This is a genomic window from Actinoplanes lobatus (genome assembly GCF_014205215.1).
Classification (GTDB): domain Bacteria; phylum Actinomycetota; class Actinomycetes; order Mycobacteriales; family Micromonosporaceae; genus Actinoplanes; species Actinoplanes lobatus.
Genome location: NZ_JACHNC010000001.1, coordinates 5629002 through 5650008, shown reverse-complemented (window position 1 = coordinate 5650008; position 21007 = coordinate 5629002). Strand labels below are relative to the sequence as shown.

The 21007-nt window shown below is 71.7% G+C and carries 17 protein-coding genes and 1 pseudogene; 10 read left to right on the top strand and 8 right to left on the bottom strand.

What is annotated here, in order from left to right:
- Positions 1–1330 precede the first annotated feature (1330 nt).
- Complete coding sequence (locus BJ964_RS25860; RefSeq protein ID WP_188123095.1) at positions 1331–1966, bottom strand: flavin reductase family protein; 636 nt, start codon at positions 1964–1966, stop codon at positions 1331–1333.
- Between the two features lie 79 nt (positions 1967–2045).
- On the opposite strand from BJ964_RS25860, the gene BJ964_RS25855 reads away from it, so the two are divergent.
- Positions 2046–3008 (top strand): helix-turn-helix transcriptional regulator, encoded by a 963-nt coding sequence (locus BJ964_RS25855; RefSeq protein WP_188123094.1) that lies wholly within the window; start codon positions 2046–2048, stop codon positions 3006–3008.
- Between the two features lie 19 nt (positions 3009–3027).
- On the opposite strand, the pseudogene BJ964_RS25850 reads toward BJ964_RS25855, so the two are convergent.
- Positions 3028–3944: pseudogene (locus BJ964_RS25850) on the bottom strand (SDR family oxidoreductase).
- 90 nt (positions 3945–4034) lie between these two features.
- On the opposite strand from BJ964_RS25850, the gene BJ964_RS25845 reads away from it, so the two are divergent.
- The 3 genes from BJ964_RS25845 to BJ964_RS25835 all read left to right on the top strand — a co-directional run bounded on the left by BJ964_RS25845 (position 4035) and on the right by BJ964_RS25835 (position 6803).
- A complete protein-coding gene (locus BJ964_RS25845; RefSeq protein ID WP_203832731.1) occupies positions 4035–4289 on the top strand; it encodes an IclR family transcriptional regulator domain-containing protein in 255 nt (84 codons plus the stop codon).
- Between the two features lie 20 nt (positions 4290–4309).
- Entirely contained in the window at positions 4310–4948 is a 639-nt protein-coding gene (locus BJ964_RS25840) for a TetR/AcrR family transcriptional regulator (RefSeq protein WP_188123093.1), read from the top strand.
- Between the two features lie 76 nt (positions 4949–5024).
- Complete coding sequence (locus tag BJ964_RS25835; RefSeq protein ID WP_188123092.1) at positions 5025–6803, top strand: flavin-containing monooxygenase; 1779 nt, start codon at positions 5025–5027, stop codon at positions 6801–6803.
- 6 nt (positions 6804–6809) lie between these two features.
- On the opposite strand, the gene BJ964_RS25830 is transcribed toward BJ964_RS25835, so the two are convergent.
- On the bottom strand, positions 6810–8765 hold the full coding sequence (locus BJ964_RS25830) for an elongation factor G (RefSeq protein WP_188123091.1): 1956 nt from the start codon (positions 8763–8765) through the stop codon (positions 6810–6812).
- Positions 8766–8957: 192 nt separating this feature from the next.
- Between BJ964_RS25830 and BJ964_RS25825 the strand changes: the two genes are divergently transcribed.
- Positions 8958–9425: a hypothetical protein gene (locus BJ964_RS25825; protein WP_188123090.1), complete on the top strand. Its 468-nt coding sequence runs from the start codon at positions 8958–8960 to the stop codon at positions 9423–9425.
- A 44-nt stretch (positions 9426–9469) separates the two neighbouring features.
- Here BJ964_RS25825 and nhaA read toward each other — a convergent pair whose 3' ends face one another.
- Both nhaA and BJ964_RS25815 read right to left on the bottom strand, forming a co-directional pair.
- Positions 9470–10747, bottom strand: coding sequence for a Na+/H+ antiporter NhaA (gene nhaA / locus BJ964_RS25820; protein ID WP_188123089.1), 1278 nt, complete (start codon positions 10745–10747; stop codon positions 9470–9472).
- Positions 10748–10836: 89 nt separating this feature from the next.
- A complete protein-coding gene (locus tag BJ964_RS25815) occupies positions 10837–12045 on the bottom strand; it encodes a globin domain-containing protein (protein ID WP_188123088.1) in 1209 nt (402 codons plus the stop codon).
- 148 nt (positions 12046–12193) lie between these two features.
- Between BJ964_RS25815 and BJ964_RS25810 the strand changes: the two genes are divergently transcribed.
- Positions 12194–12748, top strand: a complete 555-nt coding sequence (locus BJ964_RS25810; protein WP_203832730.1) for an RNA polymerase sigma factor — start codon at positions 12194–12196, stop codon at positions 12746–12748.
- A complete protein-coding gene (locus tag BJ964_RS25805; protein WP_188123087.1) occupies positions 12745–13857 on the top strand; it encodes a CU044_5270 family protein in 1113 nt (370 codons plus the stop codon). The genes BJ964_RS25810 and BJ964_RS25805 overlap by 4 nt, the downstream gene beginning before the upstream one ends.
- Position 13858: 1 nt before the next feature.
- Here the strand turns inward: BJ964_RS25805 and murJ are convergent, their stop codons facing one another.
- From murJ to BJ964_RS25790, 3 genes are all read right to left on the bottom strand, one after another.
- Entirely contained in the window at positions 13859–15409 is a 1551-nt protein-coding gene (gene murJ / locus BJ964_RS25800) for a murein biosynthesis integral membrane protein MurJ (protein WP_188127163.1), read from the bottom strand.
- A gap of 35 nt (positions 15410–15444) precedes the next feature.
- The gene (locus BJ964_RS25795; RefSeq protein ID WP_262479364.1) at positions 15445–17805 is read right to left on the bottom strand and encodes a PAS domain-containing hybrid sensor histidine kinase/response regulator; all 2361 of its coding nucleotides are present in this window, start codon (positions 17803–17805) and stop codon (positions 15445–15447) included.
- A 241-nt stretch (positions 17806–18046) separates the two neighbouring features.
- Positions 18047–18889, bottom strand: coding sequence for a hypothetical protein (locus tag BJ964_RS25790; RefSeq protein WP_188123085.1), 843 nt, complete (start codon positions 18887–18889; stop codon positions 18047–18049).
- A gap of 61 nt (positions 18890–18950) precedes the next feature.
- Here BJ964_RS25790 and BJ964_RS25785 point away from each other — a divergent pair, with 61 nt between their 5' ends.
- From BJ964_RS25785 to BJ964_RS25775, 3 genes are read left to right on the top strand one after another with little or no spacing between them, the layout of a single operon-like run.
- Positions 18951–20093: an aromatic ring-hydroxylating oxygenase subunit alpha gene (locus BJ964_RS25785; protein ID WP_203832729.1), complete on the top strand. Its 1143-nt coding sequence runs from the start codon at positions 18951–18953 to the stop codon at positions 20091–20093.
- 39 nt (positions 20094–20132) lie between these two features.
- Positions 20133–20633 carry a peptidase M23 gene (locus tag BJ964_RS25780; protein ID WP_223150550.1) on the top strand — a complete coding sequence of 167 codons (501 nt, stop codon included), beginning with the start codon at positions 20133–20135 and terminating at the stop codon, positions 20631–20633.
- The gene (locus tag BJ964_RS25775; protein ID WP_188123083.1) at positions 20630–21007 is read left to right on the top strand and encodes a DUF2750 domain-containing protein; all 378 of its coding nucleotides are present in this window, start codon (positions 20630–20632) and stop codon (positions 21005–21007) included. Before BJ964_RS25780 ends, BJ964_RS25775 begins: the two co-directional genes overlap by 4 nt.

Below are 21007 nucleotides of genomic sequence, written 5' to 3'. Positions count from 1 at the left end.
TGAAAGCCACTCACCGTGACCGTGATCTTGGGTGATGGTGGCCGTTGGGCCGATCTTGATTCCTGGTTGCCGTCCGGCGGTCAATCATTGCCCATGATCTATTTCCGCTGGAAGACCTTGGGCTATCGGATACATCCGGGAGTCGTCTTCTTGGTCGCCCACGGCCGAATCCGCAATCCCTCGACAGCAGGACGCGTCACTCGGAGCGATCTTGAACGATTTACCACCCGAGGCGGTGGTAAATCGTTCAAGATCGCACAACAGCGGCGTGCAAAGCGGGCGAAACGGGCACCTGTTTCCGGCGAAAGCCCCATTTCCGCCTAGCACGGCGGACGGCGCCCCCATTTGGTGGTTCGCCCGACCGGGCGCTTGACGGAGAACCGCGAACGCCCAAGAAGGAGACTCCCGGATGGCCACAATGGCGCAAGATCACGCGTACGGTGACGATCACCCAAGATTCACATCGATGCCTGCGGATGACTTGCGCGGCCGACGGTGACCGGCCTAACCTCGCGGCGAAGACGGGAAACACGCAAACAGGCGACTTGACATCCACCCCGCCGACACCCGAGAAAGAGACTCCCTGGCTACCTCTGTCTTCCACAAGAGCCGGTGAACCGGGTTCCCCTCTCACACGGAGTGCCGGCCGGGCGGGCTTTCGGCGGTGAACGCACACGAAAACCGCCACGTGAGCGGCCATCGCCGCGATAGGCCACGCAGGCGACCACGACACCGCCACCACCGTGCGCGCCCACCCTCGTGAAAGCGCGACCACCCGCCCAGAGGGAACGGCGTGACGGCCGGGAGCGGGCAGCCCCGTGCTTGGGAAGCAAAACCGCAACCACCCACCCAGCGCGACCGGCGCAACGGCCGAGAGCGGGCAGCCCCGTGCCTGGGAAGCAAGACCGCGACCACCCACCGCGGGCGACCGGCGCAACGGCCGAGAGCGGGCAGCCCCGTGCCTGGGAAGCAAGACCGCGACCACCCACCCGGCGCGACCGGCGCAACGGCCGAGAGCAGGCAGCCCTCGTGCCTGGGAAGCAAGAGCGGGACCACCGCACCGGGCGACCGGCACTACGGCAGAGGGCAACCCAGAGGCCCGGCCGACAACACCGCGACCACCCACCCAGCGTGACCGAAGCAGGGACGGCCCTGACCGGCGGCAGACGGGGTGGCAGCGAATAGGCCGGCCCGCCCGGGCACCGATCTACGCCCGGCGGGCGCGGCACAGGCCGGAGCAGGCAGCAAGCGCGCGCCGACCGGACGGGACGACCCTGAAAAGGGGGGACGAGGACACCCGTACCCCCAAAAAAGGGACCCCGAAAGGGCTCTAGCTTCGGGCGATATCGGCTACCGGCATCTTCCAGCCGGCGGCCAGCCGGGAGGGGTGGACGTTCTCGCCGCCGCCGAAGAAGTCGCAGAACTTCATGATCAGTGGATCCCAGCGGTGCGGGTCGACGTGGGCGGTGCCGGGGATCAGCAGGTCCTGCTCGACGTGGGTGCGCAGGACGTCCACGTGGAAGGCGGTCCCCCACGGATCCGGTGCGCCGATCGGGTGGGTGGCCGTCACCCGGCACTCCAGCTGGATCGGGCACTCCGTCACCCTCGGCGGCCCGACCAGGTCGGACGGTTGCGAGGTCAGGCCGGCCTCGGCGAACTTGTCGGCCACATGCCGGTATCCCTGGGTCAGCTTGCGGGGCGGCACCTGCGGGACGCCGGTGGTGAGGGCGATCCGGTCCACCTCGGCGACCAGGCCGGACGGTACGAGGTTCAGTACGCATTCGCCGTACCGTCGAAGGTTTTCGGTGGTCCGGGCGGTGTTGCCGAGGCCGAGCACGGCGGTCTGGCCCAGCCACCAGGCGGACGACATCGGGGCCAGGTTCGCCGAGCCGTCCGGGTTGCGCGAGCTGATCAGTACGACCGGTGTGCCGAAGTAGAGGACCTTGAGTCCCGGAACCACATGCATGCGCTCCACCCTGTCCGCCGGTGGGCGGGGACGCTGGCGGGGATCGGACCTGGCGTTCCGATGGCCGAGAATCTCCGGTATGCGCGCCGCCCGCCTGATCAACCTGGTTCTGCTGCTCCAGTCGCGGGGCACGATGACCGCCGCCGAACTGGCGGCCGAGTTGGAGGTGTCCGAGCGGACCGTCTACCGGGACGTGCTGGCGCTGTCGGCGGCCGGGGTGCCGGTCTACGCCGAGCAGGGGCGATCCGGTGGGTACCGGCTGGTCGGCGGCTACCGGACCCGGCTCACCGGGCTGAACCGGGACGAGGCGGAGGCGCTGTTCCTGGCCGGGCTGCCCGGACCGGCCCGGGACATGGGACTCGGCGAGCCGGTGCGGTCGGTGCGCCGCAAGATGCTGGCCGCGCTTCCGGCCGGGCTGCGGGAGGCCTCGGAACGGGCCGGGCAACGGTTCCACCTCGACGCGCCGGGATGGTTCGACGACACCGAACCGCCGGAGCATCTCGCCGCGCTGGCCCGGGCCGTATGGCAGGACCGGGTGCTGACCATGCGCTACCGGCGGGACGGGGAGGTCACCCGGACGGTCGCGCCGTACGGGCTCGTGCTGAAGAACGGGGTCTGGTATCTGGTCGGCAGGGTCGGGGGCGATCTGCGGTCCTACCGGGTGGACCGGATCGCCGGGGTGGAGGAGGACGGTGCCTCGTTCGTACGCGAAACGGGGTTTGATCTGCCGTCGTTCTGGGCCGAACGGGCGGCTGAGTTCGTGCGGCGGATGCTGCGGGAGACGATCACGATCCGGCTCAGCCCGCACGGGCGGCGGATCCTGCGGTACGTGGTCGAGCCGCCCGCCGCGCGGGAGGCCCTCGACGCGGCCGGGGAGCCGGATCCGGACGGATGGGTGCGGACCCGGCTGCCGGTGGAGTCGATCGACGTCGCCTACACGTACCTGCTGCGGTTCGGCCCGGAGGCCGAGGTGCTGGAGCCGCCGGCCCTACGTGCCCGGCTCACCGAGGCCGCGCGGCGCCTCGGCGATCTCTATCGGTAGCCGATGACGTCGGCGGGCTTTATCGGTAGCCGGTGACGTCGGCCGGCTGGCCGGGATCCTGTACTTCGACGAGATAGCGCCAGGCGTCCGGCCGGCTCCCGTCGACGTCGGTGAACCCGTAGACCTTGGGAGTTCGCCGCTGGACACCGACTTCCCGTTCCAGCGGGCGCGATCCGGGTCGGTGGCCAGGGCGGCGACGGCGCGGCCCACGTACGCCGGGGTCTCGGAGATCGCGAAATGCGGCTCCTTGGCGCAGGCGTCCCGCCAGTTCTCCTCGGTGACGCCGTAGTTCTCCAGCATCATCTCCGAGCGCAGCCAGCCCGGGGTGAGCGCCACCGCGGTCGCCTGATGGCCGGCCAGTTCCCGGGACCAGGAGAAGGCGAGCCGGTTCACCGACCATTTCGCGAGGTCGTAGAAGACCGACAACCGGTAGTTGACGGTGTTGTAATCGGTGGTGCCGTCGCCGACCTCGACCACCAGGCCGCCCGGGTTGCGGATCAGCAGCGGCAGCGCGAAATGGCTGGTCACGATGTGCGAGTCGACGGCCTGGCGGAGCAGCCGGAACCCCTGGTCGAGGTCCTGTTCCCAGATTGGCTCGTTCCAGGTGGTCAACGGATCCCCGCCCCAGACGTCGTTGACCAGCACGTCGAGGCGGCCCTGCTCGTCGTCGATCCGCTTCACCAGCGCGGCGACCCGGTCCTGGTCCAGGTGGTCGACGGCCACCGCGATGCCGGTGCCGCCCGCCGCGGTGACCAGCTCGGCGGTCTCCTCGATCGTCTCCGGCCGGTTCATCGGCGAGCGAGCCTCCCGGGTGGTGCGGCCGGTCGCGTAGACGGTGGCCCCGGCCGCGCCGAGCTGCACGGCGATCTGCCGGCCGCCGCCGCGTGTCGCCCCGGCCACGAGGGCCACCTTTCCGGCCAATGCTTTCTGCGTCATGCCACCCAGGCTTCCGCCAAAACCTGACAACCGACGTCCGATTTGAAACCCCACCATCGGTACGGCGGGCGGAGGACCAAGCGGTACGACGTGACGTCCACGGCCCGGGAGGTGCTGCGCTCGCTGGCCGAACGGACCGGGGAGAGCGCCTTCTTCTCGGCCCGGCGCGGCGGGGAGACGGTGTGCCTGGCCGAGGTGGAGGGCAGTTTCCCGCTGCGGTCGCACGTGCTGTACGAGGGCTTGCGGCTGCCGTTGGGGGTGGCGTCGGCGGGCCTGGCGATCCTGGCGTACCTGCCGCTGGAGGCGGCGCACGCGCTGACCCGGCGGATCGCCCACCGGCCCTGATCCCCTATCGTTCTGTATCGATGAGGCAGCCCACCAGAGAGCCCGGACGCGGGCTGCGCGCCGAGCGGGTCGAGCACACCCGCGCCCGGATCCTGGTCGCGGCCGAGCGGCTCTTCGCCGAGCACGGCGTCTTCAACGTCTCGAACCGGCAGATCAGCGAGGCGGCCGGGCAGGGCAACAATACGGCGGTGAGCTACCACTTCGGCAGCAAGAACGACCTGGTGCGGGCGATCATCGCCCGGCACGCGGCGCCGGTGGAGGAGATCCGGCGGCGACTGCACGACCGGTACGCGGGCAGCGCCACCCTGCGGGACTGGGTCACCTGCACGGTCCGGCCGATCACCGACCACCTGGCCACGCTGGGCAGCCCGAGCTGGTACGCCCGGTTCGCCGCCCAGCTGATGACCGAGCCGACGCTGCGGCAGCTGGCGGCGACCGAGTTCGAGGGGATGGAGATGCTGCACCGGGTCTCCGAGCGGCTGCACGACTGCCTGCCGGATCTGCCGCCGCGGGTCCGCCTGGAACGGGACGACATGGCCCGTACGCTGATCGTGCATTTCTGCGCGGAGCGGGAGCGCGCCGCCGACCCGGCGTGGCCGTCGATCGCGGATGGTCTGATCAACGCGATCGAGGGTCTCTACCGAGCGCCGAACCTCTGATCACCCAGCGTCCACATCGTCCGGTACACCCCGGGGCCCGCACTTTAAGTCAGTCAGCTGATTTAAAATCCACCTCATGTCTCACATCCCCCACCGCTACCGGCCCGCGGAGCTCGACGCGCTGCGGGCGCGCTACCGGGCCGAACGCGACCGCCGGATCCGCCCGGACGCAGCGACCCGGTACCGGCGGGCGGCCGGCGAGTTCGGCTACTACGCCAAAGACCCCTACACGCCGTTCGCGGTCCGGGAGCCGAAAAACGACCGGGTGGAGGCCGTGGTCGTCGGTGGCGGCTTCGGGGGTCTGCTCACCGGCGCGAAGCTGCGCGAGGCCGGGGTCCAGCGGATCCGGATGATCGACGAGGCCGGGGACTTCGGCGGCACCTGGTACTGGAACCGGTATCCCGGCGTCCACTGCGACATCGAGTCCACGGTCTACATGCCGCTGCTGGAAGAGGTCGGCTACGTCCCGAAGTGGCGGTACGCCCCGGGCGAGGAGATCCGGCGGCACTGCGTCGCCATCGCGCAACGGTACGACCTGTACGACGACACGATGTTCCACACCCGCGTGACCGAGCTGCGGTGGGACGACGACGCCTGCGAGTGGACCGTGACGACCGACCGCGGCGACGAGTTCCGTGCCCGTTACGTGGTCGTCTCCTCCGGCACCCTGACCCAGCCGAAACTTCCCGGCATCCCCGGGATCGAGACGTTCGCCGGGCACACCTTCCACACCAGCCGCTGGGACCACGGCTACACCGGCGACGACCTGTCGGGGCTGGCCGGCCGCCGGGTGGCCGTGGTCGGCACCGGCGCCACCGCCATCCAGGTGGTTCCGCACCTGGCCGAGGCCGCCGGCCACCTGTACGTCTTCCAGCGCACCCCGTCGTCGGTCGACGTCCGCGACAACCGGCCGATCGACCCGGAGTGGGCCGCCACACTGGAGCCGGGCTGGCAGCGGGAGCGGATGGAGAACTTCCTGACCGTCGTCACCGGCGGCCACACCGAACAGGATCTGATCGGCGACGGCTGGACCGCCACGGCCCGACTCCAGCGGCAGATGCTGACCGGATCACTGGACCCGAACATCTCCGCCGAGGAACGCGACCACCTCGACGAACTGGCCGACTTCCGCAAGATGGACGAGATCCGCGCCCGCGTCGAGGAGGTGGTCGACGACCCGGTCACCGCCGCGGTCCTCCAGCCCTGGTACCGGTACATGTGCAAGCGGCCCGGCTTCAGCGACCACTACCTGCCGGCGTTCAACCGGCCGGACGTCACCCTGGTCGACACCGCGGACCACGGCGGCATCACCGCGATGACGCCGTCCGCCGTCGTCGTCGGCGACCGGGAGTACGAGGTGGACTGCGTCATCTTCGCCACCGGCTTCGAGGTCGGCATCTCCGGCGTCGTCTCCGGAACCCTGCCGGTGTACGGGCGCGACGGTCTGCCGCTGCTCGGGCACTGGCGCAACGGTCCCCGTACGCTGCACGGCTTCTACAGCCACGGCTTCCCGAACCTGTTCCACCTCGGGTCGTTGCAGAACGCGGCCGCGGTCAACTTCGTCCACGTGCTCCAGGAGCAGGCCACCCACATCGGTGCCGTGGTCGCCGAGGCGGGCGAGCGCGGCGCGAAGCGGATCGAGCCGACCGCCGAGGCGGAGGAACGGTGGGCCGCCACGATCCGGGAGCACGCGCTGGAGAACTACCGGTTCCAGGCCGAGTGCACGCCCGGCTACTACAACGGCGAGGGCAGCCCCCGGCCCGTGAACCACTCCTTCGGGCCGGGACCGGTCGTCTTCCACGAACTGCTGCGCACCTGGCGCGGCGAGGGCATGGACGAGGTGCTGGCCGGCTGACGGCGCCTACCGGGGCACCGCCCGGAACCACTCCCGCCGGTCGGCCGGATCGGGGCCGCGCCGGGGCAGGACCGGCGGGTCCTCCCCGGTGACCGGCGCGTAGTGGTCGAAGCGGGCGGTCAGCACGGCCTCGCCGCCGGTCAGGTCGGGCAGCGCCGCCACGATCCGCGGCACCCGTGACGACGGCAGGGTGCCGCTGACCTCCAGGTAGCCGCCGGCGTCCGCGGTGTCGTCGATGGCCGCACCCAGCCGGCCGAGCAGGGCGGTCACCGCGTCGGCCTGCTCGTGCGGCAGGTTGACGTCGAACCGTTCGACCGGCTGGCACACCCGGGTGCCGGCCCCGCGCAGCGCGGCGGTCACCACCACCGGGGCGAGGTTGCGGAAGTCCGCCGCCACCGAGGAGATCGACCTGTCGAACTTCTGGTGCGGCCGGCTCTGCCGGGGACAGTACTGCGACGACGTCATGGTGATCACGCAGTCGGTGACCGGCCAGCCGAACCGGCCGTACCGCAGCGCGGCCCGCACGCCCTCCTCGGTGGCCGCGATGAACGCCGTTGGCAGCCGGCCCGGCTCGATGCCCGGGCGGAACTCGACGCCGTGCCCCACCGGCGCGGCCTCGACCCGCAACCCCACCCCGGCGAGGTACGGGTTGCCGCGCTCCCGGATCCGGTCCTCGGCGTGGCCTTCGCCCACCACCCGTTCGATGCAGGCGGTCAGCGTGCCGGAGAAGCGCACGCGGACGCCGTACCGCTCCTCCAGGAGCGACGCGATCACCTCCTTCTGCACCTCGCCGTGCAGCCGGATGACCGCCTCCGACCGGTGCTCGTCGAGCCGCAGGTCGACCAGCGGATCCTCGTCGGCCAGGTCGGCGAGCCCGGCGAACAGCGCCAGCCGCTGCGCCGGATCGACCGGCTCGACCAGGGCCTGCCGGGTCGGCGGCGGGAACCGGTAGAGGTGGCGGCGCGGCGGATCGCCGACGTGCTGGCCGATCCGCGCCGACAGCCCGCGCACCGCCGCGATCTGGCCGGCCGACGCCGACGCCCGGACCAGGACCCCGTCCGGCTCACTCACCGCGATCTCGGTCACCGTCTGCGGCCGGTCACCGTTCAGAGCGACCCGATCGCGTACGCGCAGACGACCCGACCACAACCGCAGCCAGGCCCGCCGCCCGTGGGCGTCGCGGTCGACGGCGAACACGGTGCCCGCCACCGGACCGTCCCGTTCGTCGCAGCGGGGCAGCAGACCGGAGAGGACATGACGCAGTTGCGGCACGCCGGCGCCGGTGATCGCCGAGCCGCACGCCACCGGAGCCAGCTCGGCGCGGCGGACCGCCCGGCGGATGGCGCGGCGCACGTCGCGGGCCCGGACCGGCTCGCCGGACAGCCACCGCCCGGCGATCACGTCGTCGGCCTCGGCGACCGCCGCCACGACCGGTTCAGCGTCGAGGCGCAGCGCCCGCACCCGGGCGTCGCGGCCGCCCTGCCCGGTGACGGTGGTGAGCATGACCGGGCAGGTGGCGAGCCGTCGCCGGATCTGGCCGAGCACCCGGTCCACGTCGGAGCCGCGCCGGTCGACCTTGTTGACGAAGAACAGCGTGGGCACGCCGATGCGGCGCAGCGCCCGCCAGATGGCGACGGTCTGCGGCTGCACACCCTCCACGCCGGACACCACGAGCACGGCGGCGTCGAGGACCGCCAGCGAGCGCTCGACCTCGGCGATGAAGTCAGGGTGGCCCGGGGTGTCGAGCAGGTTGACGGTCAGGTCGCCGAGGTCGATCGAGGTGACGGCCGCCCGGATGGTGATGCCGCGGCGGCGCTCCAGCTCCATCGAGTCGGTGCGGGTGGTGCCGTCGTCGACGCTCCCCGGCCGGGACACCGCCCCGGCCTCGAACAGCAGCCGCTCGGTCAGGCTGGTCTTGCCGGCATCAACATGGGCGACGATCCCGAGGTTCAACAATGACAAAGCAGATCTCCACGGTGGGACGGGTCGGGGTCCGGAGCGTGGAAGCTGCTCGCATCGGTTTACTCCTCGGTTCAGCAATGACGAAGTCGAGTTGGGTCGGATGCCGGTACGGTTCCCACCCTGGCACGGGGCCTGCGGCTCCACCACCGATTTAGCCCGCCGACCGGCTCCGGCGCGCCTAGCCTGGGAGGCATGTCGTACGTCGCCGCCCGGGACGGACGCAAGAACCGCAGCGCCGCAAGCCGGGCTCCCGCTGTCCCTGACCGGATCGACGACCTGCACGGCAGCAGCCTCGGGGTGCTGGAGGTGCCGCACCACATGGCCTGCGGGCACGCCAGCCGCCGCCGCTACGACCTGGACGACCCGGTCCAGTTGCGGCACGCCTACGAGAAGGTGTTGTGCGAGGCCGCCGAGTGCAACGAGGTCGAAGATCTGATCAATCCGTTGATGCTGCGCCGTGTGTGGCGCGACCTGCATCTGCCGGTCCGGATACGCCAGGCGTGGGAGACCCGGCATCCTGGCCTGCGCCGGACCGTCAACCGCCGGATCTCCGCCGACGAGGTGGTCGTCGTCACCCGCGGCGGATCCACCCGGCCGCCCAACATGGGGTTCGCCCGCCGGGGCCGGACCCCGGTCAACCGGACCATGATCGCCCGCTGAACCACCGGGGCTCAGGGCCGACCCGGCCCTGAGCCCCCGGTCGTTCAGCGCTGGTGGACGTCCGGGATGTCGTCGCCGTCGGAGTCGATCCGCTCCTCCGCCCGGAGGCGGCGGTAGGCGCGGTTACGCACCCGCAGCAGCACACCGGCCACCAGGGCGGCCGCCAGCGACCCGGCCAGCACGGCGATCTTGGCGTAGCCGTCGCGGACGCTGCCCGCGCCGAACGCCAGCTCCGCGATCAGCAGCGAGACGGTGAAGCCGATGCCGGCGAGCACGGCCAGGCCGGCCATGTCGATCGGGGCGAAACCGGCGGCGAAGCGGGCCCTGGTGAACCGGGCGGTCAGCCAGGTGGCGCCGAGGATGCCGATCGGCTTACCGGCGAGCAGGCCCACCATGATGCCGATCGCGGCCGGGTCGGACAGCGCCTCGCTGAGCCCGTCCAGCCCGCCGACGGTCACCCCGGCCGACATGAGCGCGAAGATCGGCACCGCGACGCCGGCCGAGAGGGGCCGGAACCGGTGCTCGAAATGCTCGGCCAGACCGTGCTCGCCGGAGACCGGGAGCACCGGGACGGCGAAGCCGAGCAGCACACCGGCCACCGTGGCGTGCACCCCGGAGGCGTGCACCAGCGTCCAGACGGCGAACGCCAGCGGCAGCAGCAGCCACCACCTCCGGACGCGGCGCTGCACCAGCCAGGTGAACAGCCCGAGCGGCACCAGCGCGCCGAGCAGCGGCAGGATCGCCAGGTCCTCGGTGTAGAACACCGCGATGATCATGATGGCGAGCAGGTCGTCGACCACCGCGAGGGTGAGCAGGAAGGTGCGCATCGCGGTGGGCAGGCTGCGGCCGACGACGGCGAGCACGGCGAGCGCGAAGGCGATGTCGGTGGCGGTCGGAATCGCCCAGCCCTCGGTCGCGCCGCCGTGGTTGACGGCCAGGTAGAGGACCGCGGGCGCGATCACCCCGCCGACGGCCGCGGCGACCGGCACCGCGGCCAGGCGCGGATCCCGCAGGTCGCCGGCCACGAACTCGCGTTTGAGCTCGAGACCGGCGACGAAGAAGAAGATCGCCAGAAGGCCGTCGGCCGCCCAGGTGGCCAACGTGAGGTCGAGGTGCAGGGCGTGCGGGCCGACGGTGAACCCGGTCAGCGCCTCGTACGAGGCGGACCACGGGGAGTTCGCCCAGAGCAGGGCGATCAGCGCGCCGGCCAGCAGCAGCACGCCGCCGACGGTCTCCTTGCGGAGCACGTCGGCGATCCGGCGGGCCTCGGCCCAGGACCCGCGGCTCAGCACGATCGGGGACGGGCTGGGGTCGTCGGGCACGGGGCCTCCAGATCGAGGGTCGGTGAATCTCCCGCCGACCAGACTTCCCGGCACACCTCCGGACAGCCTAACCGGTCAGGCCGGGCGCCTCAGTCGGCGTCGGCCTGCCACAGGTCGGGACCGAACACCTCGTACTGGATGTCGCGGGGCGGGACGCCACGGTCGATCAGCGCGCTGCGGATCGACTGGAGGAACGGCAGCGGCCCGCACAGGTAGTGGACGGCGCCCTCGGGCAGGTCGGCCTGGTCCAGGTTCATGGCGCCGGAGAAGGCGGCGGTCACCGGCAGGTCGGTGCGCTGGTCCTGCTCGTACCAGACGTACAGGGCGGACTTGGGCAGCCGGGCCAGGTCGTCGACGATCTGCGCGCGCAGCGGGAAGGTGGACTCGGCGGCGTCGGCGTGCAGCATCGTGATGTGCAGGTGGGAGCCGGCGGCCACCAGGTGGGACAGCATCCCGGCCATCGGCGTGACCCCGATGCCGGCGCTGGCGAACACGACCGGCCGTCCGGAGTCGTCCAGGACCACGTCGCCGTACGGAACGCTCATGGTCAGTTCGTCACCGACATTGACCGAGTCGTGCAGCAGGTTGGAGACCTCGCCGTCGGGTTTGCCGCCGCCGTGCACCCGCTTCACCGCGAAGTAGCGGTGCTCGCCGTCGTCGGCGCGGGTCAGGCTGTACTGCCGGGGCTGGCGTACGCCGTCCGGCATGGTCGCGAGGAGGGTGATGTACTGGCCCGGCAGGGACGTCTTGACCGGCCGGTCGTCGACGCGCCGCATCACGAAGGACACGACGTCGTCGGTCTCCCATTCCTTGGCGGCGACCCGCCACTGCCGCCACACCCGTTCCGGGGTGACGCCGCGGGCGCTGTAGAGGCCGCGTTCCTGGTGGATCAGCGCGTACGCCATCAGCCAGTACACCTCGTCCCAGGCGGCCGCGACGTCCGGTGTGACGGCGTCGCCGAGCACGTCGCCGATGGCCCACATGAGGTGCTCACGGACGATGTCGTACTGGTCGGGCCGGATGCCGAGCGAGGCGTGCTTGTGCGCGATCCGGGTGAGCAGCCGCTCCGGGATCCTCGGCGGATGCGACAGCAACCTGGTGGCGAAGACGGCGACCGACCCGGCCAGCGCCTTCGGCTGGGAGCCCTCGGCCTGGTTGCCGCGGTTGAACATCCCGTCCTGGAACTCCGGGTGCTCGGCGAACATGTGCGCGTAGAACCGCCTGGCGATCTCCGAGATATGGTCGGCGACGACCGGCAGCGTGGCCTGGATGATCGGCCGGGACCTGTCCGACAACACGATGACACCCGCTTTCGTCGTTGATCCGAGCCTAGTCACGGGCCGTCGCGCCGGTGGGCGAATCGGTCGCGGGAGAAACGGCTGTAAGGATTCGGCTCCCCGGCGCATTACCAGGTGACAGGACCCCTTCCCTAAGGACGGCCCATCAGTGGCAGACCCTGAGAATGCGCAGGAGTTCACCGCGCTGTATGCCGAGTACCATCCCCGCGTCTACGCGTACGCGGTCGCCCGGGCCGGGCGACCGCACGCCGACGAGGTGGTGGCGGACACGTTCCTCGTGGCCTGGCGGCGGTTCGGCAGCATGCCGGGCGGCGCCGCGCTGCCGTGGCTGCTCGGCGTCGCGCGCAACGTGATCCGCGAGCGCTACCGCGACGAGGAACGGCAGCGTGCCCTCGCCGCCGAGATGCTGGCGTGGGCGGACGACACCCCCGACGTCGCCGACAGCGTCGCCGAACGCTCGGCGATCCTGGCGGCGCTCGCCCGGCTCTCCGAGAACGACCGGGAGGTGCTGACCCTCACCGCCTGGGACGGGCTGTCCGCCCGTGCGGCGGCCCGGGTCGTGAACTGCTCCACCGCGACGTTCCTCGTACGCCTGCACCGTGCCCGCACCCGCCTCGAGCGCGCCGTCGCGGCCGCCGGCGAACCGACCACCCCCCAGCCGGCGCTCGTCAAGCCGGTCGTCATCAAGGAGCCGAGCCGATGAGCAAGCAGACCGACGTCATGAAGTCCCTCGCCGACGCCCGGCCGGCCCGGCTGGACCCGTCCGGCACGCCGCCGCTCCCCTTCGCCCCGCGCACCGAGCCGATCACCGGGGCCCGTCCCCGCCGGTTCCGGGCCGCCGCGCTGATCCCGGCCGGGGCGCTGGCCGCCGCCGCGATCGCCGCCGTGGCCGTGGTCGTGGTCAACGGCGGCGCGACGCCCGCGCCGTCCGAATCCGGGTCCTCGGTCGAGGCGACCGGCCGGCTGACCGGGTCGCAGATCCTGCTGGCCGCCGCCGAGCGCAGCAGCCAGGAGGCCCCCGGCTCCGGGAGGTACCTGCTGTTCCGGCACGAGAACGGGTCGGTGCTCACGGTGGGTTCCGGCACCGCGACCTTCCGGATGACGGCGAAGTCGTCGGACGAGACCTGGCTGGCCCGCGCCGGCGACGAGCCCACCCGGGTGGTCTCCCAGACGCTCGGCCTGACCCCGCTGACCCCCGCCGACGAGGCCGCCTGGCAGGCCGCCGGCTCCCCCGCGACGGTGCTGGTCGGCAAGCCCCTGCCGAACGGCGAGGTGGGGCCGGGATCACCGGTCGGCACCGGCGCCGGACCGCGAAGGGTGTCGACCAGTGACGCGGACGTGTACGCGTTCCTCCCCGTCCGCGATCTGGAGAAGCTGCCGACCGAGCCGGCCGCGCTGCGGGCCGCGCTGCTGAAGCACTTCGACGGCGGTGGCGGCGACATGCCCACCGACCGCGACCAGTGGCTGCTGAACGTCGCCTCCGGCCTGATCACCGACGTCCCGGTCAGCGGACCGGTCCGGGCGGCGGCCTTCCGCCTGATCGCCGACCTGCCCGGCACCCGCTCCCTGGGGGTGGTGGCCGACCAGCACGGCCGGACGGGTGAGGGCTTCGCGTTCACCGCGCAGAGCGCGTTCACCGGCGCGATCGAGCGCCGCTTCATCATCGACACCGCCACCGGCCGGGCGCTCGGCCAGGAGTCCCGGGTGGTGAAGCCGGGCGGCACGACCTCGCGGCTGCGGCCGGGCGACCTCATCGGCTACAGCGTCGTGCTGGAGCAGACCACCACCGACGCGGCGCCGCCGACGAAGTAGCTCACCAGGTCCGCAGGCCCGGCAGCGCGGTGTTCAGCAGGTGCCGCAGCTCGGCGAGGCGCATCAGCCGCCCGGCGAGCAGGTAGCCGGCGCCACCCGCGGCCACCGCGCCCAGCAGGGTGAGCAGGGCGCCCGTCCAGGAGGCCGGGCCGGTGACCCAGAGGACCAGGCCGGCGCATCCCGCGCCGGCCGCGGTCGCCGCCAGAACCCGCAGATGGGTACGGACGAGGCGCCACCCGTCGATGTGGCCGAGCCGCCGGCGCAGCACGAGGGCGGTCACGATGAGCCCGGCCAGGTAGGCGACCGCGTACGCCACCGGGATGCCGATGACGATGTCCCGTTTCGGCAGCACCGCCCCGGCGACGGCGCATCCGGCCACCCCGACCGCGGCGACCAGCGCCGTGATCAGCGCCGACGTCCGGGTGTCCTGGAGGGCGTACAGGCCACGCTGGAGGATCATGTAGCTGGTGAACGGCACCAGGGTGAGCCCGAACGAGGTCAGGACCAGGCCCAGCACCCGGACCGTCGCCGGATCGCTGTTGCCGTGGTCGAACAGCACCACCGCGACGGTCGGGCCGAGCAGCACGAAGGCGGCCGCGATCGGCGCCATCACCACCAGGGCGGTGCGCACCGCCCGGGACAGCCCGACGGTGACCCGCTGGTGTTCGCCGCGTGCCGCGTACTCGCTGAGCCGGGGCAGCATGGCGGTCATCACCGACACCGCGATGACCGCGAACGGCACGAGGTAGACGGCGCTCGCGTTCTGGAAGGCGGTGATGCCGCCCGCGCCGCCCCAGGACGCGGCCCGGGTCGCCGCCGCGGTGAGCGTCTGTGAGGCGACGACCGCCACCAGCACCCACACGCCGAGCTTCCCGATCCGCCGGATGGCGATGCCGCGCGGGTCCAGGTGCAGCCGGATCGGGAAGCCGCTGCGGCGCAGCGCCCACACCACGAGCAGCGCCTGCGCGAACACCCCGGCCGTCGTGCCGACCGCGAGCAGCAGCAATTCCCCGGTGGTCAGGCCGGTGCCGGTGGCGCCGCCGATCGCCAGGTAGACGAGCCCCACCGCGATGACGATGACGCTGTTCACCAGGGGCGCCCAGGCTCCGGTGGCGAACCGGCCGCGGATGTTGAGGATGGCGCCGGTGGTCGCGCTGACACCGTAGAAGAGGATCTGCGGGAGGAAGAACCGGCTGAACACGATGGCCAGGTCCCGCTGATCGGGGGTGAAGCCGGGGGCGTACAGGTCGATCAGCAGCGGTGCGGCGACCACGGCCAGTACGGTGACCGCGCCGAGCACGTACACGATCAGGGACAGCAGCCGCTGCGCGTAGAGCACCCCGCCGTCGGGTTCGCGCAGCGCCGCCCGGGTGAGCAGCGGTACCACGATGCTGGCCATGGTGCCGCCGACGATCAGCTCGTAGACGGCGTTCGGCACGGTGTTGGCCAGGTTGTACGTGTCGAGCAGCCGGCCGCCCAGCCCCAGCGCGGCGGCGAGCACCAGGATCCGCAGGAACCCGGCGACCCGCGAGGCGAGGGTGGCGACGGCCATTCGCTGCCCGGCGCGCCCGATCGAAGATCCGTCTGTCACGTGACGTGCATACCGGTTCCCCTGCCGTCGGAGCGAATCGGGCCGGGGCGCAGGGTGCGCAGCAGCTCGGCGATGGCGAACGGCTTCTCCAGCAGCGGGGTGGCCGTGGAGCCGGCGGGCGCGACGTCGAGCAGCGGCTCGGCGTACCCGGACATGTAGATCACCCGGATGTCCGGGATCAGCTCGACCACCCGCTGGGCCAGCTCGCCGCCGTGCATCCTCGGCATGATCACGTCGGTGAGCAGCACGTCGATCTCGTCGCGGTGCTGGTGCGCCAGGGTCAGCGCGGCCGGGCCGTCGGGGGCGGTCAGGACACGGTAGCCGTGGCGGGAGAGCGCCCGGGCGGTGGACTCGCGGACGCCCTCCTCGTCGTCGGCGAGCAGGATGACGTGGTACCGCCCCGGCTCGCCGCCGTCCGGGCCGCCGTCGTCGGGGACGATCTCGTCCGCCGGGTCGCTGTACGCCTCGTCGGTGGCCGGCAGCAGGACCGTCATGGTGGTGCCGGCGCCGGGAATCGACGTCACGGCCAGGCAGCCGCCGGCCTGGCCCACGATCCCGTAGACGGCGGCCAGCCCGAGTCCCGTACCCGGGTTCTTGGTCTTGGTGGTGAAGAACGGTTCGAAGGCGCGCGCCGCCACGTCGGCGGACATGCCGACGCCGGTGTCGGTGACCCGCAGGCGCAGGTAGCGGCGCCCGGTCTCGGGTGGCGGTTGATAGCCGGGGTCGTCACCGTCGAACCGGAGGTTGTCGGCGTCGATGACCACCGGGCCGCCGCCGGGCATCGCGTCCCGGGCGTTGATCGCCAGGTTGACCAGCAGCTGGTCGAGTTGCCCGGGATCGAGCAGGACCGGCCACAACTCGGGTACGGCGGTCAGCCGCAGTTCGTGGCCCTCACCGACCGCGGTGCGCAGCGACGGCAGCAGCCGGTCCAGGACGGCGCCGGGTTCCAGCACCCGTGGCCGGCTGAGGTCCCGCCGGCTGAAGGTGAGCAGCCGCTGGGTGAGCGCGGCGCCCCGCTCGGCGGCCTTCCGGATCCGGTCGAGGTCGTCGGCGAACGGCTGCCACTGCTTCGGGTCGCTCCGGGCCAGATCGGTGACCTCGTCCCCGAGCAGCTCGGTGTAGTTGGAAATGACGGCGAGCAGGTTGTTGAAGTCGTGGGCGACACCGCCGGCCAGCTGTCCGAGGGCCTCCAGCCGCTGGGTCCGCTGCCGCTGCACCTGCTCGGCGAGGCGGGCCCGTTCCCGTTCGGCCGCCACCCGGTCGGTGATGTCGCGGCCGGCGACCAGCAGCATGCGCTCGCCGCCGCCGTCGAACCGGGACACCGTGCTCTCGGTGGGCACCAGGGTCCCGTCGGCCCGGAGGATGTCGACGTAGACCACGGTCGACGGCAGCTCGGACTCGAACAGGCCGGCCACCATCCGGGCGACGCGCTCCCGCTCGTACCCGGGCAGAAGCCGGTCGTAGGGCTCGTTCAGCAACTCCTCCCGGGAGTAGCCGAGCAGCCTCTCGGTGCCCCGGTTGGCCATCACGATCCGGCCGTCGAGCGAGACCCCGGTGATCGCCTCCGGCACCGCCTCGAGCAGCGCCCGCAGCTTGTCCTCCGCCCGGTGCTGCTCGGTCAGGTCGCGGGTCGCCGCGATGAGCAGCGGCCCGCCGGGCTCCTCCCGCCAGCTCAGCGTCGTCTCGCCGGGCAACTCGGTGCCGTCCCGGCGCCGCAGCCGGGTGGTCAGCGTCCGGGTGCGGTCGCGCAGCCGGGGATCGGCGAACAGGCGCTCACACAGCTCGATCATGTCGGCGCGGGCGTCCTGGGCGAAGAGCATCTCCGCCTGCCGGCCGGTCAGCTCCTCCGGCCGGTACCCCAGCAGCCGTTCGCAGGACCGGTTGGCGAACACGATCCGCCCGCCGGGGTCGACGCCGACGATCGCGTCCGGGGTCGCCTCCAGCAGCGCCGTCATCCGGGCCTCCGACCGGATCTCGTCGGTCAGCTCGTGGGCGACGCTGACCACGCCGCGTACCGACCCGTCGGTGCCCTCGATCGGCGCGAACGACATCCGGACCGGTACGCGCGTGCCGTCCTTGTGCAGCCGTACGGTCCGCACCTGCGCCGTGGGGGTGCCCCGGAGGGCCTTCTGGAAGATCTGCCAGTCACGCTCGGCGACGTCGGCCGGGTACAACATCGTCACCGGCCGGCGTCGGGCCTCGTCGCAGCGGTAGCCGTAGATCCGCTCGGCCGCCGGATTCCATGCGGTGATCCGCCCCTGCGTGTTGCAGCCGATGATGGCGTCCGCCGTGGAACTCACGACCGACGACAGGATGCCCTCGTCATGCCTCTTCCCGGTTCGTTTCCTGCCCTGCATGACCATGAGGATCACCGTCCGTAGCGAGATCTCCGCTGGAGCACGGACGCCCGCCCAGTCGCGCCGCGACCGGTGGCATTCCTAGTCTCCACCAGCGCAACCGCACCGACAGGCGTTTCACCGGGAACGCCCGGGCGGAACGTGGCGGCCGCCCATGGGGGCAGCATCGACGCATGCGGATATGGGGACGGTGCCGCCCCGACCCTCCCCCGGTGGCGCGAGCTCGCCGCCCTGCTCGGCCTCACCTCGCCGGCGGGAGGAGGGCCTCGCTGAACGGGCCGGGGACGACCGGGATCTCGAGAGTGGTGGCGCCGGACTCCGCCGTGATGACGTGCACGTGCTGGTAGCGCTCGTGCGGCCGGGCCCAGAGGTTGCCGATCCGGGCCAGGGGCAGGACGGTGCGGGCCAGCGAGAGGTCGTCGCCGGGGCCGGTGAACCAGTCCCGGCGGTGGATGATCTGCCACTCGCGGTCGTCGCCGACGACGATCGAGGGCGGCATGGCCACCAGCCGCATCCGGTGGCGCAGATGCTGCCGGTAGGAGACGTTGAGCAGCCGCATCCCCGGTTCCCGGGCGATCAGCCGCCGGTAGTCGGTGAGCAGTCCGATGTCCTCCGGGCCGACGTGCGGATCGACGCGGTACGGGTCGTCCGGACCGGGCGGCCCGGCCGGCAGGTACACCTCGCGGAGCAGCCGGATCAGGTCGCGGACCGGGCCGCCGGCCGAGCCGTTGTACGGGACGGTCAGCGCCGGCCCGTCCAGCGTGTGAATCGTCAACTGGCCGTTGAGCAGGCGCACACTGTCCCGGATGGCGGCGATCCGGTCGAACGGGATGCGGGCGGTGCGGTAGGTGTCCTCGTGCCGGATGAGAACGGTGAGGATCTCGTCGCCGACCGCGATCACGTAGTCGTACAGATGCATGTGCGGGTTGGCGTTGCGGCGCTCGATGTCGCGCGGCACTTTCAGGACCAGCCGGTGGGCCCGCGGATCGAGGCCGGAGTCCCGGTAGAGGCGGGGCAGGCCGTCGACGTCGGTGACCTCGTCGATCCAGGGCCCGAAGGCGTCGAACTCGGCGGTGCTGCGCATGGTGATCAGCAAATCAGACGCCTCTTGAACGGCGGCATCGGGCGGCCCTAACGTTCGGATCATGACCAATGTCGATGGGCGGGACGTCAAGGACATCGGATCCGGGTACGACACCGATCCCGGGCGGTCGATGTCGCTGCGGGCCGAGGCGTACCTCGACCCGAAGTGGCTGGATCTCGAACAACGGGCCGTTTTCGCCCGCACCTGGCAGTGGGTCTGTCACGTGGAAAAGCTGCGGGCGCCGGGCAGTTATGTGGCGGCGACGGTGGCCGGGATGCCGGTCGCCGTGGTCCGCGACTCCGGCGGCACCCTGCGCGCCTTCTACAACGTGTGCAAGCACCGGGCCCATGAGCTGCTGTCCGGCTCGGGCGTCACGAAAAGCATCGTCTGCCCGTACCATGCTTGGGTCTATGACCTCGACGGCGGCCTGCGCCGGGCCCGAAAGACCGACCGGATGCGGGGTTTCGATCCCGGAGAGATCCGCCTGGACCGGATCCGGGCCGAGGAGTTCGGCGGTTTCGTCTACGTCAACCTGGATCCGGACGCCGCGCCGCTGGCCGAACAGGCGCCGGACCTGGCCGCCGAGATCGCCCGGTGGGCGCCGGACGTCGCGTCGCTGACGTTCGCGAAGCGGCTCACCTACGACATCCGGTCCAACTGGAAGAACGTCATCGACAACTTCCTGGAGTGCTACCACTGTCATGTCGCGCACCGCGAGTTCGTGGCGCTGGTCGACATGGACACCTACGAGGTGCGCACGCACGGCATCTGGTCCAGCCATTTCGCCGAGGCGGGGCGGGCGGACAATCCGGCGTACAACGTGGCCGGCGCCTCGGTGACCCAGCACGCGGTGTGGTGGCTGTGGCCGAACACGTGCCTGCTGCGGTATCCGGGGCGTGGCAATTTCATGGTATTGCAGGTGATTCCGGCCGGGCCGGACCGGACGCTCGAGACGTGGGACTTCTACTTCGAGACGCCCGAGCTGGACGGGGCCGAGGCCGAGGCGGTCCGCTACATCGACGAGGTGCTCCAGCAGCAGGACATCGCGATCGTGGAGAGCGTCCAGCGTGGCATGGCGACGCCCGCTTTCGATCAGGGACGGATCGTGTACGACCCGGAGGCGCCCGGTCTCTCCGAACACGGCGTGCACCACTTCCACGGCCTGCTTCTCCAGGCGTACGAGGATTTCGTGCTCCGGCGGTGAGGGCCACGATGGTCTTCGATATCGTTCCCCGTCGTGCGCATGTTGTTCGTGACCGCGGTCGCCGTGATCGCCGCCTTTCTGATCAGCCCGCTGGTACGCGCCGACGAGAACTGCGCGCCCTCCCCCACACCGTCGGCGCTCGGCCACTGGACCGACGAGCAGCTCGCCAACGCGCGCCTCATCGTCACCATCGGCAGCGAGCGGCGGGTGCCGGAGGAGGCGCTGGTCATCGCGGTGGCGACCGCGCTGCAGGAGTCCCGGCTGCGCAATCTGCCGGGCGGCGACCGTGACTCGATCGGCCTGTTCCAGCAGCGGCCCAGCCAGGGGTGGGGCACGCCGCGGCAGCTCACCGACCCGGCGTACCAGACCGGGAAGTTCTACGACCGCCTGCTCACCGTCGACGGCTGGCAGGAGATGCGGCTCACCGAGGCGGCCCAGGCGGTGCAGGTGTCGGCGTTCCCGGAGGCCTACGCGAAACACGCGAAGACCGCGGCCCAGTTGGTGGGCGCGCTGGGCGGGTGCCATAGCATCGCCGGGTGACATCGGATGACATTCCCCGCCCTGAGGCGGAGCAGCTGCGCGGGCTGGACGAGACGGCCCGGGTGGCCCGGACGTTCGAGGCCATCGCGGACCGGGGCGCCCTGTGGGTGTGGGGCGACGAGGGTGACGTCCTGTTCACCGAGGACGCCCGGCGGCGCAACCTGCTGCCGATCTGGCCGTACGCGACGGTCGCCCGGCTGGAGAACGAGGGCGAGGTCGACGGCGAGCACGCCATCCGCATCCCGGCCGACGTGTTCCTGCGCGAATGGCTGCCGCAGTTGGAGGAGGACGACGCCGACATCGCGGTCTTCCCGGTGGAGGAGCGGAACGCGGCGGTGCTGACGCTCGCCGAGTTCCGCTCCCGGTTGCGCTGA

Bases quoted from the DNA above. Each gene is read 5' to 3' on its own strand.
- BJ964_RS25860 (WP_188123095.1), bottom strand. From the start codon at position 1,966: ATGCATGTGGTTCCGGGACTCAAGGTCCTCTACTTCGGCACACCGGTC.
- BJ964_RS25855 (WP_188123094.1), top strand. From the start codon at position 2,046: ATGCGCGCCGCCCGCCTGATCAACCTGGTTCTGCTGCTCCAGTCGCGG.
- BJ964_RS25840 (WP_188123093.1), top strand. From the start codon at position 4,310: ATGAGGCAGCCCACCAGAGAGCCCGGACGCGGGCTGCGCGCCGAGCGG.
- BJ964_RS25835 (WP_188123092.1), top strand. From the start codon at position 5,025: ATGTCTCACATCCCCCACCGCTACCGGCCCGCGGAGCTCGACGCGCTG.
- BJ964_RS25825 (WP_188123090.1), top strand. From the start codon at position 8,958: ATGTCGTACGTCGCCGCCCGGGACGGACGCAAGAACCGCAGCGCCGCA.
- BJ964_RS25805 (WP_188123087.1), top strand. From the start codon at position 12,745: ATGAGCAAGCAGACCGACGTCATGAAGTCCCTCGCCGACGCCCGGCCG.
- murJ (WP_188127163.1), bottom strand. From the start codon at position 15,409: ATGGCCGTCGCCACCCTCGCCTCGCGGGTCGCCGGGTTCCTGCGGATC.
- BJ964_RS25795 (WP_262479364.1), bottom strand. From the start codon at position 17,805: ATGCAGGGCAGGAAACGAACCGGGAAGAGGCATGACGAGGGCATCCTG.
- BJ964_RS25790 (WP_188123085.1), bottom strand. From the start codon at position 18,889: ATGCGCAGCACCGCCGAGTTCGACGCCTTCGGGCCCTGGATCGACGAG.
- BJ964_RS25785 (WP_203832729.1), top strand. From the start codon at position 18,951: ATGACCAATGTCGATGGGCGGGACGTCAAGGACATCGGATCCGGGTAC.
- BJ964_RS25780 (WP_223150550.1), top strand. From the start codon at position 20,133: ATGTTGTTCGTGACCGCGGTCGCCGTGATCGCCGCCTTTCTGATCAGC.